This is a genomic window from Blastochloris tepida (assembly GCF_003966715.1).
In the GTDB taxonomy this organism is placed as follows: domain Bacteria; phylum Pseudomonadota; class Alphaproteobacteria; order Rhizobiales; family Xanthobacteraceae; genus Blastochloris; species Blastochloris tepida.
The window spans coordinates 1,179,676-1,192,764 of the sequence record NZ_AP018907.1 but is presented as its reverse complement, the minus strand read 5'-3'; the positions used below and the strand labels follow the sequence as shown (position 1 = coordinate 1,192,764).

The window sequence follows — 13,089 nt, the reverse complement described above, 5'->3', positions numbered from 1 at the left end:
CGCGATTTCCCGTCATGGCCGGCACCGTGATCACCCCGGCAGGGCTTGTCAAGCGCCAGAATGGCGGCCGGCCACAAAGATGCCCCGGCTTTGCCGCGGCAGGCGAAAAACTCCGACTTGTTTTGGAACCTTTCACCAAGAATTCTGTTAGGCAAACATCTTGGCGAGTCATGAACCTCGTACGCCTTACAGACGACGCAAGAACAGCAAGCGACAGCGGAGGCCACATCCGTTGCGTCAGGAAGGCACCATGACAAGATCACCCCGTCCGCAATTCCCCGGTCCCAGTGAAACGATCGTCAGCGAATACGTCGAGAGCGACGGGACGCGCGTGGTGGTGATTCTGCCGAGCCTCGATACTTTGCTCGGCGCGCCCGGCTTCTCGCGCTCGGACGCCATCATGCTGCCGGGCGAGGCTGCCCCGGTCGATGGCTGGGCGCTGTTCGGCCGCCGCCGGCTCGGCCGGCTGATGCGCCTGCCCTTCGGGCTGCACTGATCCGGCGCGACGCGACCGCCTGAAGATAGACGCGACCGCCTGAAGATGACGAATGCGAAATCCGGCCGAGTGTGCCGGATTTTTGTTGTCCGCTCGCTGAAAATCCCATCGCCGGGCAAAGGGCTCGCGGACACCGGATGACGCTGCCCCCTCCCCGTGCCGGCGGCGCGTGGGCTGCGGCAGGCGCGCAACACCTTGGCGCAAAGTGGCCCCGGCGAAACCCGCTTCATTGACGGGCGCGGCGCGCTGCCGCTCTATCCAAGACATCCTGATTCTGGCGCCGCGAGGTTTTCGCGCCCTCCATCCTCCTTTCGTGCCGTGTTCCGTCGGGTCGGTTTGCGCCGGCCCGCGCGAGGTTTTGCGATGCGTTTCCCCCGCCCCCTGTTGTCCGCCGTCGTCGCCCTCGGCCTGTCGGCCACCACCGCCGCCGCCGTCGAGACCGAGACGTTCGTGATCTCCAATTTCGATGGCTACGGCGTCGACCAGTGCCTGGCCGAAGGCCGCCCGTGCGGACAGGCGGCCGCCGCCGCCTGGTGCCACAGCCGCGACTACCAGACCGTGGTCGATTTCGGCCGTCTCGACCGCACCAATTCCGCCGGCACGCGGCAGGCCTCGCAAGGGGCCCAGCTCGCCGCCAACTGCAGCGGCCGCGCCTGCGGCGAGCTGATCGCCATCATCTGCTCGCGCTGACGCCCCGCCTGTCGTCCCGGGCAAGCGGCGCCAGCCGCGCGACCCGGGACCGTGTGCCGGATAGAGGTCTTTCCGGAAGACGATCCCGGGTTGGAACGGCGAACTGTGCTTTGATGGGTGCACCGGCTCGGGGTGGCCACCCCGAGCCGGTGCGGGCGGCACGCCGTATCCCGGGTGAGCCTTCGAGGCCGTCGCGAGCAGAAGCGGCCGTCCGTCCCAAGCCAACCCGAACAGTTGCACGGGGCTTTTGACCCCGCTTCCAAGCCTGGGATGCTTGCCATGCTGCCACACCCGACGCCGCTTGCCACCCACCTTGTGGGCATCGATGTCTCCAAGGACTGGCTCGACATCGCCTTCGACGACACCAAGGTCGAGCGCGTCGATAACACCCCCGCGGCTCTCCAGCGCTTGGCCAGGCGCCTGGTGAAGGCCGGGCTCACCACCGCCGGCCTGGAGCCGACCGGCGGCTATGAACGCCTGGCGGTCGCGGTGCTGCGCGAGGCCGGCCTCACCGTGCTGCAGGTCGACAGCTGGCGCTGCCGCCAGTTCGCCAAGGCCTGCGGCCAGCGCGCCAAGAGCGATCCGCTCGACGCCCGCATCATCCGCGCCTTCATGCTGCATCACCCCTGCCGGCCGTTCCCGGAGCCCTCGCAAGCGCAGAGCGACCTGACCGCCTGGGTGCGCGAAATCACCCGCGCCGAGGCCGACATCCGCCGCCTCGAGAACCGCAAGGCCCACCCCACCCTGGCGGCCATCACCGCCCGGCTCGATGCCGAAATCGCCGCCCTGCGCGAGACCGTCGCCGCGGCCGAACAGGCCATCGAGGCGTTGATCGCCGCCGATCCGGCGATGGACGCCAAGGCCAAGATCATCACCTCGGTGCCGGGGATCGCCAACAAGACGGCCCGCGTCCTGCTCGCAGAAGCTCCCGAACTCGGCCGGTTCACCCCCCGCCAAGCCGGTGCCATCGGCGGCTGCGCACCCTATCGCAACGACAGCGGCAAAGCGCGGCGGCCGGCCCATATCGAGGCCGGACGCCGCGCGCTCAAGCGCGCCTGCTATCTCGCCGCCTTCGCCGCCATCCACTGGAACCCGTGGGCCAAACAGCTCTACGCCGACCTCAAAGCCCGCGGAAAACCCGCTAAGGTCGCCCTCATCGCCATCGCCAGAAAGCTCCTGACCATCCTCAACGCCATGATTCGAGACAACAAACCCTGGCGAGACCCCAAAACCGCATGACAGTTGCTCTCGGCTTCGCCTCGCCCGGGATGACAAGGCCCGAACATGCCGATCCCGGCTCGCTCACGCTCGGCAGAGACCGCGCGGGCAAGCCGCTCTCACTTCAGAAAATTCTCGCAGCGCTCCGGCGTGTCGCCGCCCCAGGGCATGATCGGCACCGTCGAGGTCGAGTTCTTCGGTGAGCCCTCGATCAGCTTGTCCGAATAGACGAGGTAGACCAGCACGTTGCGCTTGGTGTCGCAGCCGCGCACGATCTGCATCCTCTTGAAGAACAGCGAGCGCGACTGGCGGAACACCACGTCGCCCTGCGAAAACTTGGACGTGAAGCGGATCGGCGCAACCTGCCGGCAGGCCAGCGACACGTCCGACACCTCCTCGGCGAGGCCGAACATGCCCGACACCCCGCCGCGCTCCGGCACGGTGAAGTGGCACGCCACGCCCTCCACGTCGGGATCGTCGATCGCATAGGTGGCGAGCTTGTCGTCCGGCGTCAGCATCTTCCACACGGTCGATTTGCGGAAGATCAGATCGGGCTCGGCCGCCGCCGCCGGGCCCGCCAGCACCAGGGCGGCCACCGCCGCCATCGCCGCACACGAAATCCTGTTGATCATCATCCTGCCCTCCGCCCTCCATATAGGGGCCGTCCGCCGCCAGTTCGAGACGTCACAAGTTCGAGACGTTCCGGCCGCGGCGGACCGCATCGGCCGCGGTTTCATCTTCGCTCGGTTGCCGGCCGCGCGGAGAGAGCGTAGTGCAATCGGCGCCGCGTTTCGCACGCCCGCAGGAGGACTCGACGATGGAAAGACGGACATTTCTCAGAGGTGCGGCTGTTGCCGCTGCCGCAGGCGCCGTGGCCAGCCCCGCGGTGGCCCAGAGCATGCCCGAAGTGAAATGGCGTCTGACGTCGAGCTTCCCCAAGACCCTCGACACCATCTTCGGCACCGCCCAGACGCTCGCCAAATACGTGTCCGATGCCACCGACGGCCGGTTCCAGATCCAGTGCTTCGCGGCCGGCGAGCTGGTGCCGGCGCTGCAGGCGCTGGACGCGGTCACCACCGGCGCGGTCGAGTGCGCCCACACGCCGACCTATTTCTACACCGGCAAGGATCCGGTCCTGGTGTTCGGCACCGGCTCGCCGTTCGGCCTCAATGCCCGCATGGCCAATGCGTGGTGGCATTTTGCCGATGGCGCCGAGCTCATCAACGCCTCGCTCGCCAAGTTCAACGCCATCGGCTTCCTGGCCGGCAATTCGGGCTGCCAGATGGGCGGCTTCTTCCGCAAGGAGCTTAAGGACGTCGCCGACCTCCAGGGCCTCAAATTCCGCATCGCCGGCATGGGCGGCCAGGTGCTGGCGCGGCTCGGCGTGGTGCCGCAGGTGATCGCGCCGGGCGACGTCTATTCGGCGCTGGAGCGCGGCACCATCGACGCCGCCGAGTTCGTCGGCCCCTATGACGACGAGAAGACCGGCCTCTACCGCGTCGCGAAGTACTACTACTATCCGGGCTGGTGGGAAGGCGGGGCGATGATCCACTTCATCGCCAATCTGGAAAAGTACAACGAGCTGCCGCCGGCCTATCAGGCGATCCTGAAGCAGGCGTGCGACGCCGCCAATGTCTGGATGCTCGCCAAGTACGACACGGTGAACGCCCCGGCGCTGCGCAAGCTGCTCGCCGCCGGCACCGAGCTGCGGCCCTTCCCGCAGGCGATCATGGAGGCAGCGCTGAAGGCCTCCAACGAGCTGCTGGCCGAGATGGCCGCCAAGAACCCCGACTTCAAGAAGTGCCTCGACTCGGTCAACGCCTATCGCGCCGACCAGCTGGCGTGGTGGCAGGTCGGCGAACTGTCGTTCGACTCCTTCATGGCGCGCACGCGCGGGCGGTCGTAAGCGGCCGCGAACAGAACACGGCCGGGACCGCTCACGAGCGGCCCCGGCCGGGCCCGGAACCGGTCCGGCGGATGTTTCGGCCGCAGATTACCGCCACGCCGGACGGACGGCGGCTCGCCGCGCGGCTCTCGGCCCAGACCGCCGCGCCCCTCCCCTTGCGGAAACGCACGGACACCAAGGTTCTTTCCATTGCCGGCGCGGTGAGCTATCCCGTTGCGACCGGTTCGTCCGAGAGAGTCTTTTTTCATCGGAAGATAGTTGCGCATGCAACCTCGCTCCCTGATGCCGGGCGCCCGAGACGACGGGGCGCCGGCCGATACGCTGCCAACCCCGCCAAGCGACCCGCTGCTGCGGCTGGAGACCTTCCTGCCCTACCGCCTCAACGTCCTGTCGGCGCTGGTGCTGCGGGCGCTCGGGCGGATCTTCGACGAGCGGTTCGGCATCGCCATTCCCGAATGGCGCGTCATCGCCACCATCGGCCAGTTCGGCACGCTCACCGCCAAGCAGGTCGGCACCCACAGCCACATGCACAAGACCAAGGTGTCGCGCGCCGTCGCCACCCTGGAACGGCGCGGGCTGCTGGTGCGCCGGTCCAACAAGGCGGACCTGCGCGAGGCCTTCCTGTCGCTGACCGAGGACGGCCAGGCGATCTACCAAGCCATTGTGCCCTCGGCGGTCGAGTTCGCCGACCGCATGCTGGCCGACCTCGACCCGGCCGAGCGCGCGGCGCTGGAGAGCATATTCGAGAAGTTGACCGCCCGCGCCTCGGTGTGGGCTGCCGAAGGCCCGGCGGGCGCCGACGACGAGCTGGACTGAGACGGTTCTCGAGCCCAAGGAACCGGAAAACCGGCGGCATGGTCCCCTGTCCATAAATCGGACACCAAGCCCCGCTTGAGTGACTCTTCGACAGTTCCAGCCTGACTCCGGATCCGCGGCCGATTCGACCGCGGGACCGGACGATGAATGCTGGAAATCGTATAGATTCGCCGGCAGGCCCGCCCCAATTCCGAGAGCACGATGCTCGCCGTCGTCATTCCCCTCGCCGCGCTTGCGGCCCTTCTCGGCGGTTCGGCCGTCGTCCAAGCCCAGACCGTGTATCCGCAGCCGCGGGTGCAGGCGTGCATCCGGCTGGAGGCCGAGCTGGCGCGGATCGACCGGCCGTCGGCGGCCGACGCCGCCGAGCAGCGCCGCTACGAGGACGCGATCGGCAAGCAGCAGAACGAGCTCGACCGCACCATCGCCCAGGCCCAGCGCATCGGCTGCGCGCGGGCGCCCAACTTCTTCCTGTTCGGCGCCCCCGAGCGCCCGCCCCAGTGCGAGCGGCTGGAGCGCCAGATCGACCGCCTGCAGCAGAGCCTCGAGCGCATGATGGCCGAGCTCTCCCGCGTGCAGGGGGCGCAGGGGCCCGACCGCGAGTTCCGGCGCCGGCAGGTGCTGGCGGCCCTCAGCCAGAACAATTGCGGCCCGCAATACCGTGCGGCGCTGCCGCCCGCGCGCGTGGCGCGGCCGGGCAACTTCCTCGAACAGCTGTTCGGCCGCCCCGACGTCATGCAGGACGACAACCCCTACGCTCCGCCGGGCGAGGATGACGGCTATACCGAGGTGCCCTCGGTCGGCACTTACCGCACGCTGTGCGTGCGCGCCTGCGACGGCTTCTATTTCCCGATCAGCTTCTCGGCCACGCCCGCCAAGTTCGGCGAGGACGAGCAGATCTGCCGCGCCCAGTGCCCCGCCGCCGAGGTGGCGCTCTACGTCCACCGCAACCCCGGCGAGGACGTCTCGCACGCCGTCACCACCTCCGGGCAGGCCTATACCCGGCTGCCCAACGCCTTCAGATACCGCCAGACCTTCGACCCGAGCTGCGCCTGCAAGCCGGCCGGGCAAAGCTGGGCCGAGGCCATCGGCCATCTCGACGACACGGTGCAGCGCGGCGACATCGTGGTGACCGAGGAGCGCTCGCGCGCCATGCAGCAGGAGGCGCTGGCGGCGGCCAAGGACAAGGCGGCTGCGCAGCCGGCCCAGCCCCGCACCGACCGCAAGAGCAAGAAGGCGGGCCGCAAGGACGAGCGGTCACAGCCCGAGCCCGTGGTCGCCCTGCCGCCGCCGCCCGAGCCGGCGCCGCCCGCTCCCGAGCTGCGGCCAGCCGAGACCAGCCCCGACGGACGCCGGGTGCGCGCGGTCGGCCCGACGTTCCTGCCGGGCCGGTGAGCGGTCACCGCGCCGCGTCCGGCCCCGGATCGCGGAAGCGGTTGGTGATGGGATAGCGCCGGTCGCGGCCGAAATTCTTCTCGGTCACCTTGACGCCCGGCGCCGCCTGCCGGCGCTTGTATTCGGCCAGCGTCAGCATGCGCTCGACCCGGCGCACCGTCTCGACATCGTGGCCGACAGCGGCGATGTCGGCGATCGGCATCTCCTTCTCGACCAGCCGTTCCAGAATGTCGTCCAGCACCTCGTAGGGCGGCAGGGTGTCCTGGTCGGTCTGGTTGTCCTTCAGTTCGGCGGTCGGCGGCCGGTCGATGATCGCCTCGGGGATCACCTCGCCGTCCGGGCCGAGCGCGCCCGCCGGCTTCCAGCGGTTGCGCAGGCGCGACAGCCGCCACACCTCGGTCTTGTAGAGGTCCTTGATCGGGTTGTAGCCGCCGTTCATGTCGCCATAGAGCGTGGCGTAGCCGGTCGACATCTCGCTCTTGTTGCCGGTGGTCACCACCATCGATCCGAACTTGTTGGAGACCGACATCAGGATGGTGCCGCGGGCGCGCGACTGGAGGTTCTCCTCCGTCACGTCGCGCGGCCTGCCGGCGAACAGCGGTGCCAGCGCCGCCTCCAGCCCCTCGACCGCCGGGGCGATCGGCACGATGTCGTAGCGCACGCCCAGCCGGGTGGCGATGTCGGCGGCGTCCGACAGCGACTGGTTGGACGTGTAGCGATAGGGCAGCATCACGCAATGGACGCGCGCAGGCCCCAGCGCATCCACCGCCATCGCCGCGCACAGCGCCGAGTCGATGCCGCCCGAGAGCCCCAGCACCACGCCGGGAAACCGGTTCTTGTCGACATAATCCTTCAGCCCCAGCACGCAGGCGGCGTAGTTGGCCTCGTCCTCGGCCGGCACACCGGCATCGGGCCCCTGCCAGCAGCGCCAGCCGGCGGCGGTCCTGGTCCAGCGGGTGAGCGCGATGGTCTCGGCAAACGCCGCAAGCTGCGCGGCCGGGGCGCGGTCGCCATTGAGCAGGAAGGACGCGCCGTCGAACACCAGCTCGTCCTGGCCGCCGATCTGGTTGAGATAGGCGAGCGGCAGGCCGGTCTCGGAGACGCGCGCCGCCGCCACCGCCCGGCGCTGCTCGCCGATGGTGCGGCGATAGGGCGAGCCGTTCGGCACCAGCAGGATCTCGGCGCCGGCCGCGGCGAGGTGCGCCACCGGCGCGGGCCCCCAGATGTCCTCGCAGATCGGCAGGCCGAGGCGCACGCCACGCAGCGCGACCGGCGCCGGCAACGGCCCCGGCATGAACACTCGCTTCTCGTCGAACACGCCATAGTTCGGCAGATCGACCTTGAACCGCAGCGCGACGATGGCGCCGCCATCGAGCACAGCCACCGCATTGTGGAGCTCGCCCGCCTCCACCCAGGGGGTGCCGACGATCAGCGCCGGCCCGCCATCCGCCGTTTCCTTGGCCAGCGCCTCGATGGCGGCGCGGCATGCGGCGAGGAAAGCTGGCTTGAGCACCAGATCCTCGGGCGGATAGCCGGCCAGGAACAGTTCGGGAAACAGCACGAGGTCGGCGCCACCGGCCGCCGCCTCGGCGCGGGCGCGCCGCACCTTCTCGGCATTGCCGGCGATGTCGCCGACCGTGGGATTGAGCTGGGCAAGGGCGATGGTGAGGCTCTGGAGCATGGCTTTCGTGTACGCCGCGCGCCCGCTCGCCTCAATAGATCCCGACATGCACGGCGATGGCGGCAACCCACACCAGCAGCGCCACCGTCAGCGCGAACGACACCGCGGTCGAGCCCATATCCTTGATCATGCCGATGTGCGGATGGCGCTCGGGCGTGACGTGGTCGGCGAGCTTCTCGATCGCGGTGTTCAGCATCTCGACCGCCAGCACCAGCAGCAGCGCCGCGATCATCGCCACGAACCAGCCGATCGACGGCGACAGCAGCCAGCCCACCGGCAGGGCGAGGGCGAGCAGCACCATCTCCTCGCGCACCGCCGATTCGGTGCCGAGCGCCGCGGAAAGCCCGCGGATGGAATTCAGCGTCGCGCGGTAGAGGCGGTGCACGGCCATCCCCGAAATGTCCGTCGATGCCTTGATACGGTTTCCGGTTGATCCTTTCAGGATACCGGAAACGATCTCGCCGAAAAATCCTTGAACCGATGAGGATTTTTCGGCGAACGGCATAGGGGTCCGGCCTGCAGGCCGGACCCCTATGCCATAGCATCGCGGCGGGGTTGCGCCAATTTCCCCGAACGGTCCCGGGTCGCGGGCCTGCGGCCCTTGCCCGGGACGACCGTCTGGGCTTCGTCATCCCGGACGGCGCGAAGCGCCGAGCCGGGATCGTGCTCAGAAAAGGCACCCCTTCCGGAGAACGGTCCCGGGTCGCGCGGCTAAAGCCGCTTGCCCGGGACGACGCGTGAGGGTCACTCCGCCGCCTCGACCTGCGGCCGGGTCTTGCCGGCGCGGGCCTTCTTGAGCAGGTCGGCGATCAGGAACGCCAGCTCGATCGCCTGCTCGGCATTGAGGCGCGGGTCGCAATAGGTGTGGTAGCGGTCCGACAGATCGTTCTCGCTGATGGCGCGCGCGCCGCCTGTGCATTCGGTGACGTTGCGCCCGGTCATCTCCAGGTGCACGCCGCCGGGGTGCGTGCCCTCGGCCTCGTGCACCGCGAAGAAGCCCCGCACCTCCTGCAGGATCAGGTCGAACGGCCGCGTCTTGAAGCCGGTCGCCGCCTTCACCGTGTTGCCGTGCATGGGGTCGCACGTCCAGATGACGCTGCGGCCCTCCTGCTTCACCCGCCGCACCAGCGCCGGGTACTGCTCGGCGATCTTGTCGGTGCCGTAGCGGGCGATGAGCTGGATGCGGCCGGGCTCGTTGGCCGGGTTCAGGATGTCGAGCAGCGTCATCAGCCCGTCGGCGGAGAGCGTCGGGCCGCATTTGAGGCCGATCGGGTTCTTGATGCCGCGGCAGTATTCGACGTGCGCGCCCTCCGGCTGGCGGGTGCGGTCGCCGATCCACAGCATGTGGCCGGAGGTGGCGTACCAGTCGCCGGTGGTGGAATCGACCCGGGTCAGCGCCTCCTCATAGCCGAGCAGCAGCGCCTCGTGGCTGGTGTAGACGTCGGTGGTGCGCATCTCCGGATGCGTCTCGGGGTCGATGCCGCAGGCGCGCATGAAATCGAGCGCCTCGGTGATGCGGTCGGCGAGTTGCTGGTAGCGGGCGGACTGCGGACTGTCCTTGACGAAGCCCAGCATCCAGCGGTGCGCGTTCTCCAGATTGGCGTAACCGCCGGTGGCGAAGGCGCGCAGCAGGTTCAGCGTCGCCGCCGACTGGCGGTAGGCCGAGATCTGGCGGCGCGGATCGGGCACCCGCGCCTCGGGCGTGAAGGCGATGTCGTTGACGATGTCGCCGCGATAGGACGGCAGCTCAACGCCGTTCAGCGTCTCGGTCGGCGCCGAGCGCGGCTTGGCGAACTGGCCGGCGATGCGGCCGACCTTCACCACCGGCACGGCGCCGGCGAAGGTCATCACGACCGCCATCTGCAGGAAAACCCGGAAGAAGTCGCGGATGTTGTCGGCCGTGTGCTCGGCGAAGCTCTCGGCGCAATCGCCGCCCTGCAGCAAAAACGCCTCGCCCGCCGCGACCTTCGCCAGCGACTTCTTCAGCTTGCGGGCCTCGCCGGCAAAAACCAGAGGCGGAAAGGAGGAAAGCTGCTTCTCGGTCGCGGCCAGGGCCGCCTGATCCGGATAGTCCGGCACCTGTACGATCGGCTTCGTCCGCCAGCTCGACGGGGTCCAACGCTCAGCCATGTGTCCAATCCTGACGCCGCCGCGGCGGGAGCGCCCCGGCGGCCTGCGTGCTTATACACCAGGGGTGTGCCCTGCAAAATCATACGGGATGCTTAGAGCATTCTCCGCAAAAGTGGATGCCGGTTTTGCGAAAGAGAATGCGACAACTCAAGAGCTTAGGGCATCCGATCCGATGCAGTCGGATCGGATGCCCTGGAGCGGTCTCCGCCGCGGCGCCGTCCAGGCAGAACACATTAAGTGTGGCCGGCAAGGAACTTGGCGCCTTTTCCGCAGATGTGGTGTCCGGCCCGGCCCACCGGAAGGCGTCATACCAACAGCCGCGAACGCGGCACGTTGGTTCCGGTCGCGGATTTTCGCGAAATCTCTGCTTTCCCGAACGAAGATCCGCGAGAGTCAACGGCCCCACGCGTCAGCGTTTGGGGCCGTTGGTGTCACGTCAATGTCTTGCGACGCGTTCATGCAGTTCCACGGGATCTGCAGGAACGACAGCAGTCGCCGATGACTCAAATCCTGAAGAGGTGCGCCGATCCCTTTGACAGGACTCGGCTTTGGCAGGGACGCCTATCGACGCTGGTGCCGGCGGCGCGAAGCATTGCCGGCTTACCTTCCGCTGCGACACCAAAGGACTCCTTTTTGCGCGCGTGTCACCCTCGCTAGGTTGCGATCGATTGTATTACCTAAGAGTTGCAACCGATTGACACCAGAAATTGAGCTGGCTAGAAATTCAACCGTCATTAGCTGGGAGCCGTCAATCATGGCTAGAAGTTCCTTGGTACTCTGCTTGCTCCTCAACTTGGCGCTGGTTTCGCCAGCGGGCGCGTGGGGCTTTCATCCGGGCAATCCGGACCGTCATCATGATCGCTCGCATGACCGTTCTCACGGTCATCCTCGCGGCGCGCCCGGTCCCGACATCGACATCGGCCTCATCGGTCTGGCCATGGCTGGGGTTGCGACGGTCGTCGCGCTTCGCCGCAAGGGCAAGAACTGATCGCGAACGTCGCTGACCGTGAACGTCCGTGCCCCCGGGAACCGTCTTGCCCGAAGCTGCAACCGAGCTTGCGCAGGCCGCGTGATTTCGCCTGCGCCTGCAACCGAGCCTGAGCAGACCACGAGCCTGAGCAGACGGCATGACTCCGCCTCTCGCGGACCTCCATGGCCTGCAACACCTTTGAAAACAAAGACGTGGATGACCGGGACAAGACCCGGTCAATACAGTCGCGATCAAAAAAATACAGCCGCGATTCAAACCAAGACAGCCGCGGTTCAAATCAATACAGCCGCGGCTCAAATCAATACAGTGGCAGTTCAATTTCAGCGGCCGCCGCCACCGCGGCCGAAATGACCCAGTCTTGCCGTGATCGAGTGGAGCGGACGTCCCAGCAACAGCACCCTGCGCGGCAGCTTGTGTCGCGACAGGCATCTTCTGTTGCTTTTCCTGTGCTGCGTTGCTGTCGCGGTGGCCTGGCCGCGCGGTCAGAAGGTCGCCGACTCGATCGAGGTCGCCAATTTCCTGGTCGATGCGGCGGCAGTCGGCGCCGGTGAACTGGTCGCCCTCACCGCCCTGTTTGTCGTGATCCAGCGGTTTCGCGACGACGTCCTGCTGACGGCTCGCGACGACTGGCTGCTGGCCGCCGCGAGCTTTCCGATCGCGCTCGCCTCGCTTCACGTCGCCAGTCTCGCGATGGCGGCGGTCGGGCTGTCTTTCTCGTTCCGCAAGGATGCGCGGCTGGCGGCGGCAGGCCAGCTCCTCCTGGCCCTGGCGTCCTACGAGACGTTCGGCCCACTCCTGTTCCGCCTCATCCTGCCGCTCGCGCTGGCCTTCGAAGCCAGCCTCGTCGGCCACCTGCTGTCGCTGTTCGGCGACTTCGCCCGCGATGGCGACATGATCGTCGCATCGAACGGTCACGCCATCTTCATCGAGGTGCCATGCTCCTCGTTCCACAACCTCACCTTCTCGATGCTGCTGTGCCTGTCGCTGCTGACGATCGAGAAGCTGACCATTTCCCGTTCGGATGTTCCGTTGTTCCTGGCCATGGCAGGCATCACCATTGTCTTCAACCTGACCCGGATCGGCCTGATGGCCCAATCCGGGGCGTATTACGAGTTCTGGCACGACGGGCTCGGCGTCAAACTCTATTCGATCGGGCTGATGGGCGCGCTCGTCGCAACATATCTGCTGGTCCGCCCGTCTCCGGTCCCCGGGACATGACTGCGCGGATATTTGCCGCCGCTGCCATTGCGCTTGCCGCCATCGCCGGACTGTCGAGCAAGCTCGCCGACGACCTCCGCCGCCCCAAATTGACGGCCGCGCTCGACCTGCCGCCGGGGACGAGGCTCGGCCCGGAGCCGGCAGCACTCATCGTGACGTCGATCGTCGCGTCGCCCGCGGCCGGTGTCGAGATGCAGGCTCCCGGCTGCGGCAAGTCGATTTTCGGCTTTCCGTTCTCGCTGCTTGTCGTCACCGGTCCGGGCATCATCGAGGCTCAATACCGGAACCAGGGATACGCCATCGTCGACGCGCTCTATGGCGAGATCATTCCGGACAATTCATACCATTCCCGGCTTGTCTACTATGCGAGAACGGCTGCGGAGAGGATATACCTTTCCGCCACGCGCAGGATGATGCCGTTCTTCATCCGGTTTGCCGTGCCCCAATCGTGCAGGCTCAGTTCATCCACGCTGGAGACCGCCTCGCGCGAGCTGGTGGATGCAATTCTCCGCGAGCGAGACTGACGCGCATTCCAGGTGCGCAGGAAATAG

Annotated in this window: 13 protein-coding genes; 9 read left to right on the top strand and 4 right to left on the bottom strand. The window is 67.6% G+C overall.

Features of this window, described 5'->3' with window-relative positions; all coding sequences use genetic code 11:
* The first annotated feature begins 250 nt into the window (after positions 1-250).
* The 3 genes from BLTE_RS05535 (at position 251) to BLTE_RS05525 (ending at position 2,425) form a co-directional block, all read left to right on the top strand.
* The gene (locus tag BLTE_RS05535) at positions 251-496 is read left to right on the top strand and encodes a hypothetical protein (RefSeq protein ID WP_126398316.1); all 246 of its coding nucleotides are present in this window, start codon (positions 251-253) and stop codon (positions 494-496) included.
* A 363-nt stretch (positions 497-859) separates the two neighbouring features.
* Positions 860-1,186: a hypothetical protein gene (locus tag BLTE_RS05530; protein WP_126398314.1), complete on the top strand. Its 327-nt coding sequence runs from the start codon at positions 860-862 to the stop codon at positions 1,184-1,186.
* Between the two features lie 270 nt (positions 1,187-1,456).
* A complete protein-coding gene (locus BLTE_RS05525; protein WP_126396710.1) occupies positions 1,457-2,425 on the top strand; it encodes an IS110 family RNA-guided transposase in 969 nt (322 codons plus the stop codon).
* A 98-nt stretch (positions 2,426-2,523) separates the two neighbouring features.
* Here BLTE_RS05525 and BLTE_RS05520 read toward each other — a convergent pair whose 3' ends face one another.
* Positions 2,524-3,036 (bottom strand): CreA family protein, encoded by a 513-nt coding sequence (locus BLTE_RS05520; protein ID WP_425290294.1) that lies wholly within the window; start codon positions 3,034-3,036, stop codon positions 2,524-2,526.
* Positions 3,037-3,221: 185 nt separating this feature from the next.
* Between BLTE_RS05520 and BLTE_RS05515 the strand changes: the two genes are divergently transcribed.
* The 3 genes from BLTE_RS05515 to BLTE_RS18650 all read left to right on the top strand — a co-directional run bounded on the left by BLTE_RS05515 (position 3,222) and on the right by BLTE_RS18650 (position 6,518).
* Complete coding sequence (locus BLTE_RS05515; RefSeq protein WP_126398310.1) at positions 3,222-4,310, top strand: TRAP transporter substrate-binding protein; 1,089 nt, start codon at positions 3,222-3,224, stop codon at positions 4,308-4,310.
* Between the two features lie 264 nt (positions 4,311-4,574).
* Entirely contained in the window at positions 4,575-5,126 is a 552-nt protein-coding gene (locus tag BLTE_RS05510; RefSeq protein WP_244600129.1) for a MarR family winged helix-turn-helix transcriptional regulator, read from the top strand.
* Between the two features lie 201 nt (positions 5,127-5,327).
* A complete protein-coding gene (locus BLTE_RS18650) occupies positions 5,328-6,518 on the top strand; it encodes a DUF2865 domain-containing protein (protein WP_126398308.1) in 1,191 nt (396 codons plus the stop codon).
* Positions 6,519-6,522: 4 nt separating this feature from the next.
* Here the strand turns inward: BLTE_RS18650 and BLTE_RS05500 are convergent, their stop codons facing one another.
* From BLTE_RS05500 to BLTE_RS05490, 3 genes are all read right to left on the bottom strand, one after another.
* Positions 6,523-8,199: an NAD+ synthase gene (locus BLTE_RS05500; protein WP_126398306.1), complete on the bottom strand. Its 1,677-nt coding sequence runs from the start codon at positions 8,197-8,199 to the stop codon at positions 6,523-6,525.
* A gap of 31 nt (positions 8,200-8,230) precedes the next feature.
* The gene (locus BLTE_RS05495; RefSeq protein WP_244600128.1) at positions 8,231-8,590 is read right to left on the bottom strand and encodes a diacylglycerol kinase; all 360 of its coding nucleotides are present in this window, start codon (positions 8,588-8,590) and stop codon (positions 8,231-8,233) included.
* A 353-nt stretch (positions 8,591-8,943) separates the two neighbouring features.
* Positions 8,944-10,329: a class II 3-deoxy-7-phosphoheptulonate synthase gene (locus BLTE_RS05490; protein WP_126398304.1), complete on the bottom strand. Its 1,386-nt coding sequence runs from the start codon at positions 10,327-10,329 to the stop codon at positions 8,944-8,946.
* Positions 10,330-11,083: 754 nt separating this feature from the next.
* On the opposite strand from BLTE_RS05490, the gene BLTE_RS05485 reads away from it, so the two are divergent.
* The 3 genes from BLTE_RS05485 (at position 11,084) to BLTE_RS05475 (ending at position 13,062) form a co-directional block, all read left to right on the top strand.
* Positions 11,084-11,317, top strand: coding sequence for a hypothetical protein (locus BLTE_RS05485; RefSeq protein ID WP_126398302.1), 234 nt, complete (start codon positions 11,084-11,086; stop codon positions 11,315-11,317).
* 366 nt (positions 11,318-11,683) lie between these two features.
* Complete coding sequence (locus BLTE_RS05480) at positions 11,684-12,538, top strand: archaeosortase/exosortase family protein (protein ID WP_126398300.1); 855 nt, start codon at positions 11,684-11,686, stop codon at positions 12,536-12,538.
* Complete coding sequence (locus tag BLTE_RS05475) at positions 12,535-13,062, top strand: hypothetical protein (RefSeq protein WP_126398298.1); 528 nt, start codon at positions 12,535-12,537, stop codon at positions 13,060-13,062. Before BLTE_RS05480 ends, BLTE_RS05475 begins: the two co-directional genes overlap by 4 nt.
* Positions 13,063-13,089: the final 27 nt, after the last annotated feature.

Coding starts and splice junctions, on each gene's coding strand:
- BLTE_RS05525 (WP_126396710.1), top strand. CDS start 1,457: ATGCTTGCCATGCTGCCACACCCGACGCCGCTTGCCACCCACCTTGTG.
- BLTE_RS05495 (WP_244600128.1), bottom strand. CDS start 8,590: ATGGCCGTGCACCGCCTCTACCGCGCGACGCTGAATTCCATCCGCGGG.
- BLTE_RS05485 (WP_126398302.1), top strand. CDS start 11,084: ATGGCTAGAAGTTCCTTGGTACTCTGCTTGCTCCTCAACTTGGCGCTG.
- BLTE_RS05520 (WP_425290294.1), bottom strand. CDS start 3,036: ATGATCAACAGGATTTCGTGTGCGGCGATGGCGGCGGTGGCCGCCCTG.
- BLTE_RS05475 (WP_126398298.1), top strand. CDS start 12,535: ATGACTGCGCGGATATTTGCCGCCGCTGCCATTGCGCTTGCCGCCATC.
- BLTE_RS05500 (WP_126398306.1), bottom strand. CDS start 8,199: ATGCTCCAGAGCCTCACCATCGCCCTTGCCCAGCTCAATCCCACGGTC.
- BLTE_RS18650 (WP_126398308.1), top strand. CDS start 5,328: ATGCTCGCCGTCGTCATTCCCCTCGCCGCGCTTGCGGCCCTTCTCGGC.
- BLTE_RS05515 (WP_126398310.1), top strand. CDS start 3,222: ATGGAAAGACGGACATTTCTCAGAGGTGCGGCTGTTGCCGCTGCCGCA.
- BLTE_RS05490 (WP_126398304.1), bottom strand. CDS start 10,329: ATGGCTGAGCGTTGGACCCCGTCGAGCTGGCGGACGAAGCCGATCGTA.
- BLTE_RS05510 (WP_244600129.1), top strand. CDS start 4,575: ATGCAACCTCGCTCCCTGATGCCGGGCGCCCGAGACGACGGGGCGCCG.
- BLTE_RS05530 (WP_126398314.1), top strand. CDS start 860: ATGCGTTTCCCCCGCCCCCTGTTGTCCGCCGTCGTCGCCCTCGGCCTG.
- BLTE_RS05535 (WP_126398316.1), top strand. CDS start 251: ATGACAAGATCACCCCGTCCGCAATTCCCCGGTCCCAGTGAAACGATC.